The organism is Veillonella criceti, assembly GCF_900460315.1.
Classification (GTDB): domain Bacteria; phylum Bacillota; class Negativicutes; order Veillonellales; family Veillonellaceae; genus Veillonella_A; species Veillonella_A criceti.
In genome coordinates, this window is record NZ_UHIO01000001.1 from 1,389,330 (window position 1) to 1,409,668 (window position 20,339).

General features: G+C 38.0%; 17 protein-coding genes and 1 CRISPR repeat array. Of the genes, 7 read left to right on the forward strand and 10 right to left on the reverse strand.

Features of this window, described 5'->3' with window-relative positions:
- Positions 1-27: 27 nt before the first annotated feature.
- The 3 genes from DYE54_RS06280 to modA are packed head-to-tail and all read right to left on the reverse strand — an operon-like array spanning position 28 to position 2,177.
- A complete protein-coding gene (locus tag DYE54_RS06280; RefSeq protein WP_115310436.1) occupies positions 28-657 on the reverse strand; it encodes an ATP-binding cassette domain-containing protein in 630 nt (209 codons plus the stop codon).
- 11 nt (positions 658-668) lie between these two features.
- Positions 669-1,337: a molybdate ABC transporter permease subunit gene (gene modB / locus DYE54_RS06285; RefSeq protein WP_115310437.1), complete on the reverse strand. Its 669-nt coding sequence runs from the start codon at positions 1,335-1,337 to the stop codon at positions 669-671.
- Positions 1,338-1,373: 36 nt separating this feature from the next.
- Complete coding sequence (gene modA, locus DYE54_RS06290) at positions 1,374-2,177, reverse strand: molybdate ABC transporter substrate-binding protein (RefSeq protein WP_115310438.1); 804 nt, start codon at positions 2,175-2,177, stop codon at positions 1,374-1,376.
- A 305-nt stretch (positions 2,178-2,482) separates the two neighbouring features.
- Here modA and DYE54_RS06295 point away from each other — a divergent pair, with 305 nt between their 5' ends.
- The 7 genes from DYE54_RS06295 to DYE54_RS06325 all read left to right on the forward strand — a co-directional run bounded on the left by DYE54_RS06295 (position 2,483) and on the right by DYE54_RS06325 (position 10,259).
- Entirely contained in the window at positions 2,483-3,460 is a 978-nt protein-coding gene (locus tag DYE54_RS06295; protein ID WP_115310439.1) for an AEC family transporter, read from the forward strand.
- Positions 3,461-3,867: 407 nt separating this feature from the next.
- Positions 3,868-4,905 (forward strand): N-acetyl-gamma-glutamyl-phosphate reductase, encoded by a 1,038-nt coding sequence (gene argC, locus DYE54_RS06300; protein WP_218564760.1) that lies wholly within the window; start codon positions 3,868-3,870, stop codon positions 4,903-4,905.
- A gap of 93 nt (positions 4,906-4,998) precedes the next feature.
- A complete protein-coding gene (gene argJ, locus DYE54_RS06305; protein ID WP_218564761.1) occupies positions 4,999-6,219 on the forward strand; it encodes a bifunctional glutamate N-acetyltransferase/amino-acid acetyltransferase ArgJ in 1,221 nt (406 codons plus the stop codon).
- A 107-nt stretch (positions 6,220-6,326) separates the two neighbouring features.
- Positions 6,327-7,280: an acetylglutamate kinase gene (gene argB, locus DYE54_RS06310; RefSeq protein ID WP_115310440.1), complete on the forward strand. Its 954-nt coding sequence runs from the start codon at positions 6,327-6,329 to the stop codon at positions 7,278-7,280.
- A gap of 11 nt (positions 7,281-7,291) precedes the next feature.
- Complete coding sequence (locus DYE54_RS06315; protein ID WP_115310441.1) at positions 7,292-8,488, forward strand: acetylornithine transaminase; 1,197 nt, start codon at positions 7,292-7,294, stop codon at positions 8,486-8,488.
- Between the two features lie 113 nt (positions 8,489-8,601).
- A complete protein-coding gene (gene argF / locus DYE54_RS06320) occupies positions 8,602-9,528 on the forward strand; it encodes an ornithine carbamoyltransferase (protein ID WP_115310442.1) in 927 nt (308 codons plus the stop codon).
- A gap of 167 nt (positions 9,529-9,695) precedes the next feature.
- Entirely contained in the window at positions 9,696-10,259 is a 564-nt protein-coding gene (locus DYE54_RS06325) for a biotin transporter BioY (RefSeq protein WP_115310443.1), read from the forward strand.
- Between the two features lie 130 nt (positions 10,260-10,389).
- Here the strand turns inward: DYE54_RS06325 and DYE54_RS06330 are convergent, their stop codons facing one another.
- The 7 genes from DYE54_RS06330 to cas5c form a co-directional block, all read right to left on the reverse strand.
- Complete coding sequence (locus DYE54_RS06330) at positions 10,390-11,277, reverse strand: dioxygenase family protein (RefSeq protein ID WP_115310444.1); 888 nt, start codon at positions 11,275-11,277, stop codon at positions 10,390-10,392.
- A 231-nt stretch (positions 11,278-11,508) separates the two neighbouring features.
- Positions 11,509-14,035: a CRISPR direct-repeat array (repeat unit 33 nt; unit sequence ACTTCAATCCACTTGCACTCATAAGCACAAGAC).
- Between the two features lie 517 nt (positions 14,036-14,552).
- Positions 14,553-14,843 carry a CRISPR-associated endonuclease Cas2 gene (gene cas2, locus DYE54_RS06335; protein ID WP_115310445.1) on the reverse strand — a complete coding sequence of 97 codons (291 nt, stop codon included), beginning with the start codon at positions 14,841-14,843 and terminating at the stop codon, positions 14,553-14,555.
- 33 nt (positions 14,844-14,876) lie between these two features.
- Positions 14,877-15,908 carry a type I-C CRISPR-associated endonuclease Cas1c gene (gene cas1c, locus DYE54_RS06340; RefSeq protein ID WP_115310446.1) on the reverse strand — a complete coding sequence of 344 codons (1,032 nt, stop codon included), beginning with the start codon at positions 15,906-15,908 and terminating at the stop codon, positions 14,877-14,879.
- A complete protein-coding gene (gene cas4 / locus DYE54_RS06345; protein ID WP_115310447.1) occupies positions 15,905-16,558 on the reverse strand; it encodes a CRISPR-associated protein Cas4 in 654 nt (217 codons plus the stop codon). Before cas4 ends, cas1c begins: the two co-directional genes overlap by 4 nt.
- A 43-nt stretch (positions 16,559-16,601) precedes the next feature.
- Positions 16,602-17,450 (reverse strand): type I-C CRISPR-associated protein Cas7/Csd2, encoded by an 849-nt coding sequence (gene cas7c, locus DYE54_RS06350; protein WP_115310448.1) that lies wholly within the window; start codon positions 17,448-17,450, stop codon positions 16,602-16,604.
- Between the two features lie 69 nt (positions 17,451-17,519).
- Complete coding sequence (gene cas8c, locus DYE54_RS06355; protein ID WP_115310449.1) at positions 17,520-19,532, reverse strand: type I-C CRISPR-associated protein Cas8c/Csd1; 2,013 nt, start codon at positions 19,530-19,532, stop codon at positions 17,520-17,522.
- Positions 19,529-20,326, reverse strand: coding sequence for a type I-C CRISPR-associated protein Cas5c (gene cas5c / locus DYE54_RS06360; protein WP_115310450.1), 798 nt, complete (start codon positions 20,324-20,326; stop codon positions 19,529-19,531). Before cas5c ends, cas8c begins: the two co-directional genes overlap by 4 nt.
- Positions 20,327-20,339 lie beyond the last annotated feature (13 nt).

Consider the following 20,339-nt stretch of genomic DNA (forward strand, 5'->3'; position numbering starts at 1 on the left):
ATTGGGGGCTTTTTCTTATATTATCTACTATTGTGTCCCCTTAAGGACACCCTTTTCAAAATACCAATGATTATGACCCACTATTTGTGCTTCCTCCTCATCATGAGTCACCCACAAGCAAGGAATATTCCACTCTTTAATAATGTCCACAATATCAGCTTGCACTTGATGACGCAATGTCCAGTCTAATGCAGATAAAGGCTCATCGAGCAACAATATACAAGGCTTAGCATACAAAGCTCGGCCTAAAGCTACCCGTTGCTGTTCACCACCAGATAACTTACCAGCTTTCGTATGGCTATATCGCTCTAGTTGTAGCCGTTCCATAATCCGGGCCAACAAAACTTCATCGCCTCGTTTACTATACGTAATATTTTGCAAAACACTCATATGAGGAAAAATAATATTCCCCTGTGGCATATATCCAACCTGACGCTGTTGTGGCTTTAAAAAGATTTTTTCAGATTTATTAAACCAATATACATCATCCTGCTTAATATAACCGCTCTTAGGTTTTATTAAACCAGCCAAACTCTTGATTAATGTGGATTTGCCATTACCCGATGCACCGGTTAGTGCCGTAATCCCTGCACCAAGAGAACCTGCTCCTTGTATTAAAATAGTAGGCCGTTGTACGGCTATATCAAAACATATCATATCCGTACCTCCTAGCGTTCTTCTTCATATTTAAACAATGACCCCTTCGTAATAAAATGTACAGTCCAAAGGAGGCCTAATGTAAGTGCACAAATATAAATAACTAACTCAAAAGCTCCCGCATAATCGCCAAACTCTACTAATGAATAAATGGCTAATGGCATCGTTCTAGTTACACCAGGAATATTGCCAGCAATTAATATAGTGGCGCCAAATTCTCCCAGGGCGCGACTAAAAGCCAAAATGCTCCCTGTCAAAATTCCTTTCCAAGCCAAAGGAATAGAAATTGTTAAAAAGATACGCCACTCCGAAGCCCCTAATGTACGAGCTACATCTTCTACTGAAGAATCAATAGAACCTAATGCCGTGCGCACCGTTTGATAAAATAAAGGAAACCCAATAATAGAAGAGGCCAGAATCGCGCCTACTTTAGAAAACACCACTTGCCAGCCATACATATCTAACCAAGCACCCAACGCACTTCCAGGTGTAAATACTAATAATAAGGCAAATCCCACTACCACAGGTGGCAATACAAGTGGCAGGGTCACAATCGAATCGATTAACGCTTTACCAGGAAAGCGATACCGTTTCAAAATATAACAAAGCAATAAGCCCCCTATGACTATATTACAGAGAGCAATGCTTGCTACCTCTAGCGATAGCCATAAAGGGCTCATATTTAATAACCTTTCTTATACTATGTCTAATTTACACTACTTAGCACTATTATCGATACTTGTAAAACCATATTTTTGTAAAATTTGTTGTGCTTCTTTACTGGTTAAATATTCATAAAATTGCTGTGCTAATTCATTGTCATATTTAGTTACGAGCGCAATTGGATAACGAATGGGATCATGACTATCACTCGGCGCTGTAGCCACTATTTGCACACGATCTTTTAAATCAATGGCATCTGTTTTATATACAAAACCTGCATCGGCAGAGCCTTCAGCCACATATGCAGCTACGGCCTTAACATCTTTAGCATACACAATCTTACTTTCTACTTGATTCCAGAGATTCAATTTAGTCAATGCCTGCTTCGCATATTTACCAGCCGGTACTGTCTCAACGGTCCCTAAGGCTAGGCGATTCACACTGGGCACTTGTTCTAGCGTAATTTGTGGTTTATCTTTAGGAACAATTAATACTAATGAATTAGATATTAATGGTTTCACTTTTGTTACTAAATTCTTTTCCTGTAACTGATGCATATTTTTCTCATCAGCAGAAATAAAAATACTTGCTGGTGCTCCATTTTCAATTTGTTGGCGTAAAGTACCAGAACCACCAAAATTAAGCGTAATCTGAGTCGGATCTAAATGACGCGATTTAATAAAATTATCCTTTAATTCATTAGCTGCTGCTTGTAAACTAGCTGCAGCCGATACAGTGATGGATTCTGATTTAGTTGCTTGTGCCGCCTTCTGATCATTAGACGAGCCCCCACAACCAGACACCGCTAAAGCCATAGCACTCAAAGCTACCATAAGCCACATTCTGTACCGTTTCATGTAAATTGCCTCCTTACTTTGCTAAATTACACTACCTAACTTAGCTTTTTACTTCTAACATCTACCCTGCTATTCTACTACGCCTAGTAAAATAACTATTTGTAAATTCATTATACTCTATTTATAAGATAAATGTAATATAAAGCCCCTCTTTAAAATGCCAATTTTTCCTTACTCATCTAACCATATAAAAAAATATCAACTCATCAATATATTTACCATCCTTTTAGTTGTTTTTTATATTGCAATTGCGTTATAGTATAAATGAAACATAGTGTAATAGAAATGTAAAGGAGGCCATTCTATTGTCATTATTTCTGCATATCTTCTGGACAAGTGTCGTTCCAATTTTAGTCTTAGTGGCTGTAGGCTTTATTTTGGATAAAAATTTCAATCTTGACTTACGCTCATTGAGCAAATTAAATTTTTTTATTTTGCTCCCAGCCTATGTATTTAGGTCTCTATATACAGCTCATCTAACAACAGAAAGTATTGGCATTTCAGTATGTGCCTTTATTATTTTATTCTCCAATAGTTTTATGGCCTTAGGCGTCTCCAAATTTTTTGGCTATGATCGAAAAAAGACGCAAATCGTACGCAATGCCACCATGTTTAATAATGGTGGTAACATTGGGGTGGCCATAGCTACCTTCGTGTTCTCCAATATGCCCTACATTGTTGATGGGCAAACACCGTACTTAGAAGCTGGCATCGTAGCCGTTATTGCTACATTTATTATTCAGACTATCTTCTGTAATACTTTAGGCTTTTATCAAGCTGGCTCCGGCCTTTTAACACGCCACGATGCGCTAAAACTCGTATTCCACATGCCTGTATTATATGCGGCCCCAGCCGCTTTGTTAGCGCGCCTAATTCCCTATGATTTAACAACATTAGTCCTATGGTCTCCACTCAACATCTTTGCCAGTGCTTTTGTTGGAATGGCCATGATTACCTTAGGCGTTCAAATGAGTCGTACTCCTTATAATTTCTTCAAAAAGGATGTTATGGTAACAACGTCCTTACGACTAATCGGTGGTCCTATTCTCGCCTGCGTCGTTATGCTACTATATATCTTCCTTTATAAACCAGTGGATCCTATAGCAGCACAAGCTATTATTATTACTTATAGCGTACCATCAGCTGTTAATACAGCCCTCATTGCTTTTGAAATGAAAAACAATCCAGAATTTGCTACCCAGGTAGTTATGTCAACAACATTACTCTCCGCCATAACCATGCCGTTAGCCATTCTCTTTGCTTATTATACCTTCCCTATTTAATGTTGCTGTGATTAATATCACCTAATACCATACTATCAAAACACCGTTAGCTTTAGCCAACGGTGTTTTTTTATACATTTTTATAGTTTTAAAAGCTAAAAAAGAACCATTACTCTCCCCTTCATTTTAGTGATATCAATGAAGATAATTACATAATATCATATTTCATATTCTTAAGTAATATATAGACTTTCGTGTATTTTTATAATTCAATATTGCATTTTTATTCCTCAAAGGTGTATAATTTCAACCATAGAATTTTTATACACATTAAACGAATATTAATTCCAAATTATATTTAAAGATTCACATAATTAAAGCTAACAATTCGTCGTGAATCGCTAACTACATAAAAAGTATATACATATATACATGCATATTTAATTAGGTATTAGAGGTGTTTCATCATGATCAAAGTAAGTATTATTGGCGCCACTGGCTATGCAGGCGCTGAATTAGTCAAATTATTATTACAACATCCAAAAGTAACATTAACCCACGTAACCTCTGAAAGTCATCAGGGCCTAGCACTAAGCGAAGTCTATCCCCATTTATTCGGACTGACTAACTTAATCTTAGAAAGCCTCCAAAACTTACCCACTATCGCTAATGATAGTGATTTTATCTTCATCGCCTTGCCTCATGGTCACGCTATGAAAGTTGGCCTAGCTTTACAGGATACCCCCGTCCGAATCATCGATTTAGGTGCAGATTATCGTTTCAACGATACCACAATCTATGAAACCTGGTACCATGTGCCTCATACCCATCCCAATGCACCTAGCGTATACGGATTAGCCGAGTTAAATCGTGAAGCCATTAAAACCGCCAAAATCATCGGCAACGCGGGGTGCTATACAACAGCTTCTATCTTAGCATTAGCCCCCTTAATACAACATAAACTCATCGATACAAACTCAATAATCATTGATGCCAAATCAGGAACCTCTGGTGCCGGACGGTCACCGAAACAAGATACACACTATCCTGAATTTTATGATGCCTTTAAAGCCTACGGTGTAGCCACTCATCGGCATACACCTGAAATAGAACAAGCTTTAAGTGATTTAAACGGAGCTCCTTTACTGATTAACTTCACACCGCATCTAGTTCCTATGAGTCGCGGTATTTTAGCTACAGCCTATGCAACATTACATGCCAAAGTTACAGATGATGACGTAACAAAAACCTTTGAAACAATGTATGGTAAGGAACCCTTTGTCCGATTACGAGGTGAAGGGGCCTACCCTAATACAAAATATGTACGCGGTTCCAATTTCATTGATTTAGGTTGGCATATAGATCCACGAACGCACCGTGTCATTGTTCTCAGCGCTATCGATAATTTAGTAAAAGGCGCCGCTGGTCAAGCCATCCAAAACTTAAACATTGCTTGTGGTTACGAAGAAACAACTGGCTTACAACTAGTTCCTATGTATCCATAAGACGTTTAAACAATTACGAAATCATATATAGCTACTCCTCTTATGACAGTAGCCATTCCCCATAACTTTTTCACGACCAAGGAGGTCTTTCCTATGAAACAAACCATTACTTTAGATACAATGTCTCACGGTGTTACCTATGCCAAAGGATTTCAAGCCATCGGCATCCAAGCTGGTTTAAAGAAAAGTGGCAAACATGACTTAGCTCTTATTTATACCGATAAAAAAGCAGCCGTAGCCGGCACTTTCACCCAAAATAAAGTAGCCGCAGCGCCTGTCTATGTCTCCAAAGAAACCGTGGCAACTGGTACCGCTCATGCTATCATTTCTAACTCAGGTTGTGCCAACGCTTGTACCGGTGCGCAAGGCTTAGCCGACGCACACACTATGGCCAAAGCAACCGCTGAAGCTCTTCATTGTTCACCAAATGACATCATCGTCGGTTCTACAGGTATAATTGGTCAACAACTACCAATTAACGATATAACTAAAGCCATTCCTACCTTAGTCAATAGCTTATCCTTTGAGGGTACCGAATTGGCAGGCAAAGCTATCCTTACAACGGATACTTACTCTAAAACTGCAAGCACACATTTTACAATTGACGGCAAAGACATTCATATGGGTGCCATTGCTAAAGGTTCCGGTATGATTCGTCCTAACATGGCAACTATGCTTTGTTACATCACCACCGATATCGCTATTACGCCTACCCTCTTACAAAAAGCCTTACACGCCTGTGTTAATAAATCATTTAACATGATTTCCGTAGACGGCGATATGAGCACTAATGATATGGCCATTGTACTCGCTAATGGAGCCGCTGAAAATACACTTATTGATACAGAAAACAGCGATTTTTACTTGTTCCAAGAAGCCCTCATGGCTATCACTGTGTCGCTTGCTAAACAAATTGCTGCCGATGGCGAAGGGGCTAGTAAATTTATTACTATCAATGTCGAAGGAGCCACTGATTTCGAAAACGCTAAATTAGTAGGTATGACCATTGCGAACTCACCGCTCGTAAAAACAGCCTTCTTTGGTGAAGATCCAAACTGGGGCCGCCTTATCTGTGCAGCTGGTTACGCCGGAGCGCCTATGAATCCTGATACTACAGTTCTAAAAATTGGTGGTATTATCATTTTTAAGAATGGCATGGGTGCCGTTTATAACGAAAAGAAACTCCAAGATATTATGAGTGCTCATGATATTACGGTCACGGTAGAACTCGACGAAGGAGAGGCCCAAGCTACTGTTTGGACCTGCGACCTAACCTATGATTATGTAAAAATTAATGGTGAATATCATACCTGATACGGCCGTCATACAACCTAGCTTGCTATGATCCCTCTTATCCATAACACATAATAACATCTAGCATCCATACATAGTCATATCCATTCTCTGAAAGGAGCCTTCCTATGATTAACGAACTTAACGATATTAATATAGCCACGGTCCATAACCCTGCTGAAATCGCTGCCCATACTACCTTGAGTGCCGCTAGCAAAGCCTCCATCCTAATTGAAGCTCTCCCCTATATTCAAAAATTCGCCGGTAAGACAATGGTCATCAAATATGGTGGCAATGCTATGATTAGCGAAGAACTAAAAAATAAAGTCATGCAAGACATTGCCCTCATGAAATGTATTGGCATTCGCCCTGTCCTCGTCCATGGTGGTGGCCCCGATATAACAGATTTTTTAGAAAAAATAGGCAAAACTAGCACTTTTGTAAGTGGTTTACGGGTAACTGATGCAGAAACAGTAACAATTGCCCAAATGGTATTAGGCGGTAAAATCAACGCTGAAATTGTAAGCCGTCTAAACAGCCTTGGCATCCCTGCCATCGGTCTCACTGGTAAAGATGCCAATCTATTAAAAGCCCATAAGAAACTAGCAGAAATACATGAAGCCAATGGCCAAACCAACCATGTAGATATTGGTTTTGTAGGTGAAGTAACTGCTGTCAATACACAGCTCATCAATGATTTACTCGATAATGGATATGTACCCGTCATTTCACCAATCGGTGCTGGTAAAGGTGAAACAACCTACAATATCAATGCAGACTATGTAGCAGCCGAAGTAGCTGGTGCCTTAGGGGCTGAAAAACTCCTCATGTTAACTAACACCAAAGGAATTTATACCTCATTAGATGACCCAAAATCCTTTCTATCGAGTATTCCTCAAGCTGAAGCGACTATCATGATTGAAAACGGTACCATCCAAGGGGGGATGATTCCTAAAGTGGAAGCCGTATTACACGCCCTCCAGTGTGGCACAAAACGAGTTAGTATCATCGACGGTCGCGAGCCACATGCCTTATTACTCGAACTATTCACCAATAAAGGAATTGGTACTGAAATTATTTAAGGAGGTTTCCCATGAATACAACCGATATTATAACTCACGATAAAACTGACTATTTCCCCGTCTTTGCACGGTATAACATTGTTCTTGACCATGGCGAAGGGCCATTCTTATACGATGCTAATGGCAATAAATATTTAGACTATTTAGCGGGTATTGCTGTTAATATAGTTGGTCATAACTATCCTCCATTAGTAAACGCTATTACGGAACAAGCGAGTAAAATGATCCATTGTTCCAATCTCTACTACACAGAAGTCCAAGCAAACGCTGCTACTAAGCTCAAAGCTTTGAGTGGCATGGACAAAGTGTTTTTTGCTAACTCAGGCGCTGAAGCTAATGAAGGCGCCATCAAACTAGCCCGTAAATACGCTACAGCTAAAGACCCAGAAAAAATCCAAATTATTTCAGCCCTTCATAGTTTCCACGGTCGTACCATCGCTACACTAACTGCTACGGGCCAAGACAAATATCATCAAGGTTTCGGTCCCTTACCAGCTGGCTTTGACTATGTGCCCTATGGCGATATAGATGCCCTTACTGCTAAAGTCACAGATAAAACATGTGCTATCTTATTAGAAGCAATTCAAGGGGAAGGAGGCGTACATGTCCCTCCTGCCCATTACTTACAAGCAGTAAAGGATCTTTGCGACAAACACGATGTGCTTCTCATCATCGATGAAATACAAGCTGGCATGGGCCGAACTGGTAAATTTTTTGCCTATCAACATTTTGGCATCCAACCAGATATTGTAACACTCGCCAAGGGCCTAGCTGGTGGTGTCCCTATTGGAGCCTTTCTAAGTACTAATAAATTGGCTCATACCTTTAAAGCAGGCGATCACGGCTCCACCTTTGGTGGTAATCCTCTAGCTTGTGCCGCCGCTAATGCTGTATTAACTGCCATTGAAACCGAACAGCTCATGGCAAATGCTACAACGGTAGGCGATTATCTACTAGAACAACTACTTCATTTAAAAACACGCTATCCTACACTTATCACCGATGTACGTGGTAAAGGACTCATGGTAGGCGTAGAACTCACTAAACCAGGTCGGGATATTGTGAATGACAGCTTACAAAAAGGGCTCATCATTAATTGTACGGCAAACACAGTTCTTCGTTTTGTCCCACCACTAACTATCACAAAAAAACATGTTGACCAACTCATTTCCATATTAAATGACGTATTACCAACGCATGTAGGATAAACTTGACTATACATAGGTCACTATATCAAATGTAGCCGCTATAGTAAATTTGACCTCTATTACTTTACTTTTTAATACTAACCACAGTAACTATCTTAGCAAAGGAGCAACTTATGAAACACGGTGACGATTTTATTTCTATCCACGATCTTACTACTGAAGACATATGGCAACTATTAGATTTAGCCGCTGATTTAAAACAAAAACAAAAAGCAGGCATTCCTCATCCTTTTTTACAAGGCAAAACACTCGGTATGATTTTTGAAAAATCGTCTACCCGTACTCGTGTATCCTTTGAAACAGGTATTTACCAATTAGGAGGGCAAGGACTCTTTCTTTCTAGCCGCGATTTACAAATTGGCCGTGGTGAACCAATTAAGGATACAGCCCGTGTACTATCCCGTTATGTAGATGGCATTATGATTCGTACCTTTGCTCATGATACAGTATTAGAACTTGCCCAATATGCTGATGTGCCTGTCATCAATGCACTGACAGATTTATTACACCCATGTCAGGCTATGGCTGATATGATGACAGCCATGGAATATAAAGGTAATGATTTAGCCGGCAAAAAATTAACATTTATTGGTGATGGTAATAATATGGCCCATTCTTTAATGTTTGCCTGTGCCAAACTCGGTATGCATTTCACTTTTGCTGGCCCTAAAGGCTACGAACCCAATAAAGAAATTATTGAATTAGCCGCAGCTGATGCTAAAAAGTCAGGTGGTTCTATTGAAATTCTAAATGATCCAATGTTGGCTGCTGAAAATGCCGACATTTTCTACACAGATGTATACGCTAGTATGGGCCAAGAAGATGAATACGAAGCACGGCTTAAGATTTTCAAAGGATTTCAAGTCAACAAAAATGTTCTTAGCGTAGCACAACCCGATGCCATTGTTATGCATTGTTTACCCGCCCATCGAGAAGAAGAAATCACTGACGAAGTCTTCGAAGAACAAGCACAGGTTATCTTTGACGAAGCAGAAAATCGCTTACATATGCAAAAAGCCATTATGGCTACTATTATGTAATACACAATATGTATAGCCCCCAACAACTCGTGCTCTCCCTTTCATTAACCTAACTATGTCTCGCCAGAATTTCCTTTTTATTGTAAACCATATTAAAATTGTAGGTTGATAAAATAAACCTCCCCTTGTATACTTAGAACTAGGTATAGTAAGAGGAGGTTATTTCTATGAAAACACGTTTATTATTTCGTGCAGCTTTAATTATTGCCTTATTAGCCGTAGGTGCACGCATTCAAATTCCATTACCTTATTTTGATTATTACACATTGCAATTTACTTTTGTTTTACTCGCCGCTGTCATTTTGCCACCCCGTTATGCTTGGGGTTCTGTAGGCACATACGTGCTTATGGGACTCATTGGTATTCCTATTTTTGCTGGCGGTGGTGGTCTTGGTTACATTGTCCGCCCTAGCTTCGGCTACTTAATTGGTTTTATCTTCACCGCTGGTATTCTTTCTTATTTGAAACATCAATACCAAATTCACAGTCGCAAAGGTTATTTTGGCCTTAATTGTTTAGGTATTTTTATCACCTATCTTTTTGGTCTATCTTACAAAATTGCCATGTTAGCCTTATATTTAAACCAAGCAGTACCATTAGATGATATTTTTCATGTAGCTATCGCCTTTGATATTCCAGCCGACTTTCTCATGATTATCCTCTTATCGGCCGCTGAAGTGCCTATTGTAAATGCACTCCAAAGTTTAAACCAACGTGCTTTAACACATTAAACATGTGTATCTTCAATAAAAAATATCTACATACCGAGAAAGATTATAGTACTCAAATAAAATCATATTGACTTAACAGGCCACGATTCTAAGTTAAGAATCGTGGCCTGTTTATTCATTACACTCTATATTATAATCCCCAAGTTAAGCTTGTCATACTTAAACTACCCCACACATAATCGTGTGAACTTATAGTTAAGGGTTGTAAAGATAATTCTTCAATATTACCTGTACCTAATACAGCACCTAAACAATAGTATAAAGGCGCTAAATGATCAGGTGACTCAGCCGCAACCTGAGCACCTGGCAAGCGTTCCCAGTACAGAGCTCCCACTAAATCATTCTCTTTAGTTGGATCTAATTTACGTAATAAAGTTTCTTCAAAATTTTCTGCCTGAGGTAATGCTGTATTGCCCATATTAGGATCAATTAACCGTAAGTTATGAACAATATCGCCACTCCCCATAATAAGTACACCTTCATCTCGTAGCGATGACAACTTTTGACCTAAAGCAAACCATTGACGAGCATCCACTTTATAATTCACTGATAACTGCACTACTGGAATATCAGCTTGTGGAAACATTTTCAATAATGGTGCATAAGCACCATGATCATAGCCACGATTCGTTTTAACAGTTACTTCACTACCTAATGCATGTTGTATCTGCTGAATTAGTGCTTCTGATGTATGAGCTGAATATTGCAACGCATAAATAGGATCAGGAAATCCATACATATCATAAATCATAGCTGGTTTTTCATCACCTTGTACATAACTCCCAGCCGTATACCAATGCGCTGAAATCATTAAAATCGCCTTAGGTCTAGGCGTAATGTTTGCAATTGCTTCCCATTCCTTAGTCCAAGGATTTTCTTCGATTAAATTCATAGGAGAACCATGCCCAATAAATAAAACTGGCATACGTTTACTTGTAGACTTCATTACGCCCTCTGGCGACATCGCTTCTACTGGAGTTTTTTCATTGATATTTTTAGTTTGACCTTCTATTGCCATATTAAACACCTCTCAAACTCTGTCACTCATCACATAAGGTATTAAATTATATCTTATTAACATACACTCTATATTGCTACCATTTATACTATTACAACACTATTATAAAATGTAACTTTAAATATTACAAGTATATTTTTTGTTAATCATAGCGTTCCTCATAACCTAACTATAAAAGTCATTTTTTACATTAAGCTTTAGTATGGCATACAACAACAAACGCCAACACATACTTCAATAGTCTTGCACCCATAAGCACAAGACTATGCCAGGTCAGCCATGGATTAATCCGTATAAAACTTCAATCCACTTGCACTCATAAGCACAAGACAATGCTACACGACGTACACGCGTTAAAATATCCCCTCTTCAATCCACTTGCACTCATAAGCACAAGACTGTTAGTTTCATGCGACTTGATTACACTACTCAAAACTTCAATCCACTTGCACTCATAAGCACAAGACTAGCGATTGCAAGCGACAAACATCAGGCAATTAGAACTTCAATCCACTTGCACTCATAAGCACAAGACTGGTAAATATCCAGCAAACAAAACTGAAACAATCACTTCAATCCACTTGCACTCATAAGCACAAGACTTCTTTTTGCCGTGTGAACAGATATTTTTCTCCCACTTCAATCCACTTGCACTCATAAGCACAAGACTTGAGCTGGCAAGTGATTTAGATGAGGCAGCAGAAACTTCAATCCACTTGCACTCATAAGCACAAGACCGAATTTTTAATGTACCAAAAACTTATACCATGGAACTTCAATCCACTTGCACTCATAAGCACAAGACTCGTGGGTGGTGTGCTTATTGTTGGTTAGCTTTTTACTTCAATCCACTTGCACTCATAAGCACAAGACTCTTCATCCTTAGCTTCCAGCTCTTTTATTACATACTTCAATCCACTTGCACTCATAAGCACAAGACTACTTAGAGGAAATATCATTACTCAAATTAGATTACTTCAATCCACTTGCACTCATAAGCACAAGACGTAGAACTTATACCAATATGAGTGAAGATTGGGAAACTTCAATCCACTTGCACTCATAAGCACAAGACAAGCATTGGCGTGCCTGCGCTCTTGAGTTGTTTGTACTTCAATCCACTTGCACTCATAAGCACAAGACGCGTTTTAAACCCTGTTTATATCCTTCTGCAACAGACTTCAATCCACTTGCACTCATAAGCACAAGACAACTCAAAAGATAAATCAAAGGGTAGCCGTACTAACTTCAATCCACTTGCACTCATAAGCACAAGACGTGAAATAGTTGGTGGTAGTGCAGAGCATGGAAAACTTCAATCCACTTGCACTCATAAGCACAAGACTGTGTCTTAACCATGAGTACGCAGGTATTCAAAGGACTTCAATCCACTTGCACTCATAAGCACAAGACCCTATGCCTTGTTCACCTTTAAGAGTGAGAACGACTTCAATCCACTTGCACTCATAAGCACAAGACGAGAGCGCAAGCACGCCAATGCTTACGCTCCAGTTACTTCAATCCACTTGCACTCATAAGCACAAGACTAGTCTTTGGCTTAGCTTTTATCTTAATATCTAGACTTCAATCCACTTGCACTCATAAGCACAAGACGGACTTGCAAAAACTTGTAAGTCCTATTTTTGGCACTTCAATCCACTTGCACTCATAAGCACAAGACGGAGACTACAACTATGAAAACTTGGAAAATCACAACTTCAATCCACTTGCACTCATAAGCACAAGACACGGACACGCAATTATGCAACAGTGGTTTACCCTACTTCAATCCACTTGCACTCATAAGCACAAGACTTACATTGACGACTTCGGATTAACGGTTGAGCATACTTCAATCCACTTGCACTCATAAGCACAAGACACGTCGGCACCATAAACATAATCGGAGAGGGGTGACTTCAATCCACTTGCACTCATAAGCACAAGACGTTACTTACGCCCCACCGTGGAGGCGTAAGCTATACTTCAATCCACTTGCACTCATAAGCACAAGACCTATATATGGTACCGTCGTGGAGCGACAATAGCAATACTTCAATCCACTTGCACTCATAAGCACAAGACGCAAGATGAGGACATGACTAGCTATATGAAGTTAACTTCAATCCACTTGCACTCATAAGCACAAGACAAATATGACGCAAAACGTGTAGGGCAGAGAACTAACTTCAATCCACTTGCACTCATAAGCACAAGACAGGAAATAAAGCGTCTTATTTATGGAGATAATGCAACTTCAATCCACTTGCACTCATAAGCACAAGACGTACCTGATAGTAATCGTATTTATATTCGATAAAACTTCAATCCACTTGCACTCATAAGCACAAGACACCAATCGAAATATCAAGTAAATGACAAAGGTCAAACTTCAATCCACTTGCACTCATAAGCACAAGACTTGTACCCACAAAGTGGTTAAACGCGTCTTGTAAACTTCAATCCACTTGCACTCATAAGCACAAGACTATGAAAAAGAAAGATGTAATTAATTATATCCATACTTCAATCCACTTGCACTCATAAGCACAAGACAAAACTCGGTGGCTTTAAATTAATCAGGCGGGTGACTTCAATCCACTTGCACTCATAAGCACAAGACCTATGGATTAATACGGAGTTAACAAGTTGCGAAGACTTCAATCCACTTGCACTCATAAGCACAAGACGAGAGCTAGAGCTGATGCAAAACGTGCAGGACAAAACTTCAATCCACTTGCACTCATAAGCACAAGACAGCTATATATAGTAGTAAAAGTAACTATACACAACAAAACTACAACTTATCATTAATATTTTTTATAAAAATTTTCCTATTATAATCATATAATTATTAAATACATCAAGAATTGGTGCGAAACTATTTATATTTTACAATCCATCTAACCTTCGCACCTCAAAATATAAAATAATAAAAATAGTAACATACTGTTAACATTATTACTTACTATTTCTTAATCCTTACATATATGCATAAGACACTATTTCTATAAACGCCATATTAGAAATTAACGATTTCAATCCTCTTAAACACATTTTTAAAACCTAAAAATTGGATACGGCTACACGATTAATATCAATATCCCCTCTTACCTACATTTATAATATAGCTATATAGTAACTAATAATTATAAATACTACCACTCATAATAAATTATCAACATACAAAAAAGAGTGCGAAATGTATTTAGTTTTAACAAACAACTTACCTTTCGCACTCCATCACAATGAATTTTTAGCCTATACAAATCCCCCTAAATAATCATAGGGCCTTCCACATCATAGGAACGATCTTGCCCCATAGTTTCAATGCTACTCTTATAATTTTTACCTAAACGGTAAAAGCGAAGATTATCAACCTCATCATCAATAATTTTTTCCAACTTATGCTTTAATAGACGAAATTGACCCTCATCAACACTACATTCGAATACCGAATTTTGAACTCGTTGCCCATAATCAAGACAAACTTTAGCCACCTGACGTAACCTTCGTCGCCCAGCTGTACTTTCTGTGTTGATATCATATGTCACTAATACATACATGCTATCACTTCCAGCCTTTTCAGTCTCAACACATTATTTCCACATAAATGGAGGATACGCATCTAAATCGCCTCTCAAAAAACGAGCATATAGAAGTGCTTGTACAAAGGGTACCAATCCCCATGGAATCTTCTCCTCTAAAAATGGATGAACTAAGGTTTCCTTTTTACGCTCTTGCCATTTAGCAATTACAGTTCGTCGAGCTTCATCATTCATCAAGACAGCTCCATTACTTTCCTCTGAAAAGTCTTTATCATTAATAACTTTACGGTTAATTATTGACAGCACAAATCGATCTACTAATGGCGAACGCAATTCTTCTAACAAATCTAAAGCAAATGAAATTCGTCCGGGCCTATCTACATGCATAACCCCTGCATACGCATCTAACCCTACTGACTCTAAAGCGCTAGCCACATCATTAGCTAAAACACTATACATAAAAGATAATAACGCATTAGCTCGATCTAATGGTGGTCTACGCGACCGTGTTGTAAATTGAAACGCTTCCTTTTGATTTAAAATCATATCATCAAAAACACTGAAATATTCAGACTGGGCCACACCTTCAATACCACGTAAATGTGACATATTTGTAGCAGACATACATTGCTTACTATAAGCTGTTAATGTATTAGAAATACTTTTTAAATGATTCGTATCAAGTCGTTCACTATACTGTCTAATATATCGTTCTAGTGTCCATTTTTCATTATAAATCTTAGCTGTAATCACATGCTTGGCTACTACAAGGGCGCGCTCTGCATCATCACATAACCGATATTGCTCACGCCGTAATAAAATATTACCTTGTGACCGACCTTGCATACGACTAATCAAACGACCATGGCTTGTCATAAAAGCAATTCCTATGCCTTGCTCCATGCAACGTTCTAATAACTTAGGACTAATGCCGCTATATGCAAACGTCACAATATCTTGAATATTATGCAACGGGTAACGGCCTAATATCTCGCCTTCTTTTTTCAAAACTACATTTTCACCAGCAGTTGCCAAATAAATATCAGGAGTCATTATATATAATGTATTTTGAAGTACTTTCATTCTGCCAACCGCCTTTGCATATATTCTGTTGCCGATTTCACCTTGTTTAATTCAGGCAAACAGATAGTTTGTAATGAGCAGGCCTTACAACGTTTAGTCACCTTTACTCTAGGTGTATATTGCCGTTCATAGTATTGATTCATTTCACTAACCATTTGCTTAACATAATCACGTATAGCCTTTGTAATTGGAACTATTTCACGACGCCTCGTTTCATGATAAAACAATGCGCCTTCTGTAATTTCAATACCCAACATTTCTTCTAAACACAGAGCTTGTGCTACAACTTGCAATTGATCACTTAAGTCTTCTTTCGATTTACCACGCTTATATTCTACTGGAATAACCTTATATTTGGCATCATATTTACTAAAATACTCACCTGTATCAGACTCTATGAGTTCCACGGCATCACAAATACCACGAATTTCTAATGCATGAGAGATAACCGGCAACGAACGGAGTACCCGTTTGTTGCCAATTTTCTCATCTGTTTTACCAGTATCTACATTTTCATGCTTAATACTCCCGTCAATGGTAAAAAAATTATCTGCCCATGCTTGCTCAATATGAATTAATGCCCATTGTCTACGACAAAATGCAAAATGTTGAATACCTGCGATTTGTAAATAATCATCGTCTCGTGTCATACTATCACACTTATTCAATACTTATTCAATACTTATTCAATACTTATTCAATGATTTCAACAGTGAGACCATCCGCCTTATAGCTAGCTAACTTATCTTCATTAAGTGTGATTTCATAGTCATCGAAACTACGTGGAGCGCCTTCAGCTAAATGTTTTACTTCTACTAAATTATGAACATGTGCTGTCGATGTACAACCTGATTTATTAGGATGTGTAAACCAATATAACCGTTCTACAGCCATGCTACCTTCTGGGCGAGCCGAGGACATATCATTTTCAAATAAAGTTTTTAGTGCCTCTTTCACAAGCTCTGCATCCTCATCTGTGAAACCTGTTTTTTCTGCAAAATAACAGTTAATACTACCACATACTTTATAAACGCCATATTCAACGAAATATTTTGTACCCATTGTATCGGAAGAACGTTTACCAACTTCAGCATTCATCCCGTTTGTACTTCGCGTAATTTGCATAGTAATAACATCTACTACATCAAGACTTTTACCACGGCTAATAGAGACAGGTCCACGAATCCCAATAGAGCGTTTTTGAAACGTCATAACTTGTCCAAACGCACGCACATCAAGCCAAGTTTCACAAGATTCTTTCACTACATCTTCAGTGCTTACTTTGTCATTAAATTTATTAGTGAAACGAGCTTCTAAAGAAGAAAATCCATCATCAATTCGTTCTTGAGATTTTACAAAAATTTCATGCCCTGTATCTTGAAAGCGATTGCGCAATTTACGTTTAATAGCCACATCAGATACTTCCCCATAGCCATCATAATCAGAACGAGGGGTATTTCCCATTAAAGGATCCCCATTAGGATTGGCCCCATTTACAGAAAAGAATAAAACGAAATCAATTTTTTTACTTAATGTACTCATAGTAGTACCTCCCTAATCATTACTCTATCAACTTAAATTAACATTTATCATTTATACTATAGCGGTTCCTTATTCAACAGCACTTTCTTGTTCCACCACTGTATTTTCTGCCTTTTCTTTCTTAGTATAGAAAAGTTGTTTTTGAGCATAATAACCTAGTATAAAATCTTCTTTTAACACAGCTCTTGCTACACTTGTACTACCAGCTTCAGCTTCTCTAATTCCATTATAGATTTCAGTAAGTAAATTACTATACATTATTTGAAGGCCATATTTTCGTTTTTTCAAACTATTTTGATACGGCATACTTTTTCGCTGTAATAAAGTAGCAATTTGTAATGGACGACTCTGCATAGCACTCCACAATCGCTCTGCGTTCGTTATACGTCCTTCACTTTTACTATTACTGGACATAGCGTCCATTTCTAACTTTTCATAAGTCGCTAACAAACGACCATACAAGAAACTGCGTGAATTTTCCATACGCAAAGCCCCCTTCTCATCAAAAACTTGGTATCCTTTATCTGCTTTATGTTTCTTTATAATGCTACAACAACGATTTAGTGCTGCATCCCAAAATTTATCATAGGATTCTCTATTTTTTAAACGATTAACTGCAGTCTGAAAAAAATCACTAGGCAATGGTCTACCGGTTAATACACATGGCAAAAGTCGTTCTAAATTTTTACGTACTACCTTCTTTTGCTGACAAACAATACCCTTATCGCCCTCTTCACCATAAGTGTAATTAATCAACTTTCGTAAACTAGGCGCTTGCATAATACGCGACTGAGTTCTCACATCCCAATACGGCCAAGCTAAATCAATATACCACTGCTGTGCCCGTTCTTTAATATCGGAAATAACAAAACTTTGAAAATATTTCACCGACATACGACCATTACTGCTTTTTTCAATAATCAAAACGCAGAAATATTTATCGCAGTCATCTGTCTCACGCATTCCTTCACCAGCAAAGTACTTATTTATTGCTGGTACTAAATGCTCAATGAATATGTCGCCATGATTCGAAGAATTATTAGGCGCCTCTTCATCATTTGCATTGTCATCATAGTCATTATCGTAGTCATCATAATCATCATCATTTACACTATTTACTTCTTGATCTTCAAAGAAAGGAGCTTGAGCCGCCAACAAGTCATAAGATAACCAAGATACACAATAGGAATTTTCCCCTAAATAATACTTATACTTATCACTATCTAATAAAAACTTTAACATGTTATGAATCTTTTGCGAAGTTTCATAGCCAATATGAATAATTTGTTCCCCATCTGTAAAACGGCCAAAATATGTATCCTTATGATTACTAATACTGATTAACTTAGCTTTACCAACAAGACCTCGATGCGTACTAATACAATACATCTTTTTGCCAGCAATATCACAATACTCTTGTTCAGGCTGTGCTTCATTTTGAGCGGTTACATAATCAATATACAACTGGTGAAATTCCTTATCTTGCGAAACAGTGATAATACCTTTATCAGCATAAGCAATTTCAAAGGTAATAAATAACTTAGCCAAATCAACCTTCGTTACCTTACCTTCTGTTTCATAAATTACCGTTGAACCCTCTAGAGTATATGCCTGACCTTGCGTTACATTATTGGCTATATCTTCAAGAAGTGTATTTCCTCTCACGTAGCGATAAATGGCTTCAAACGCAATATTTTGCTTATTATGTTGCTGTAAAAATGCTTTTATATCATCTTGCACTTCAAAATACAATCTATTCTTTTCAATCCCTTTTTTAGAGCCATCGCTAACTAGATAACTGACTTCATCACAAATAGGATGGGGCGCAGCGTTTGTTGTCCGATTAATAGACCCTTCTGTCACAGGAAATACAATATACTCGTTTTGTGCCAAATAATCCCCATTTATTAAGCGTCCCTCTTCATTTAAAGTAATTACAAAGATATCTTTACCAGTTGCTGATTTTTTATTACTGTGATACAGAGGTAACAAATTAGGTTCTTTCATATTGTCACTATTATCTACAATCCCTCGTTTAAGGGCTTGATCGTAAGTAGTTAATAGTACCTTCAATAAATTCATTCACTGTCACCTCCTTCAGCTTCATACAAAGCCAGCTCCTCATCTGCAGGGATATATCGTATATCTTTTAACTTAGGATATGGTCTTAATTTATGGGTAATTTCACACTCTTCAGGACGTTTAAACGTAATAACTCCATCACGCATAAAAATAGATGTAAAATTAGAATATAAATGACCATCCGTATATGACTGTGTCACACCTTTTTGCCGTGGTTCCCGTTTATCTTGATTAGCAAAACCAGGATAAATAAAGGAGTGAAACATAATTCCATAAGACACATCACCCGTCTTTACTGGCTTTAGCGCCTCATACTCATTTTGGCGTAATCGTTCAACATATCCTAAACATTCCCTCGTACCTAAGAAAATATCCCGACGGCCACCTTTACTCATAGAACGTAAAATAATCTGCTCATGCTTTATTTCATCCCAATCTTTTTTCATATCAGGAAATTGTTCATTCCACTCAAAGTGAAACTTAATCGCATAGGCCACATCTTTTAAATAGGTAAAATACGATAAATCTTTATTGGGAATGCCCGTTTTACTATCTGATGTTCCTAAAGGCAATAAAATACCTCTCGTTTCCATTTTTACAGGATTTAGTACCTTTAATTCATCGATTACGTAGTAAATACTAGGCTTCCAATAAGAAGCTTCCACAATACCTTTTAACGCTTGATATGTCGGCACTTGGTAAGTGAACTTTTCACCGCCCCCTTTTGACATAGGATCCGTAAATAAAGCATACTCACCATATACCTTCATATAAAATGGTTTGGATTGAAACATAGCATCCCCTCCT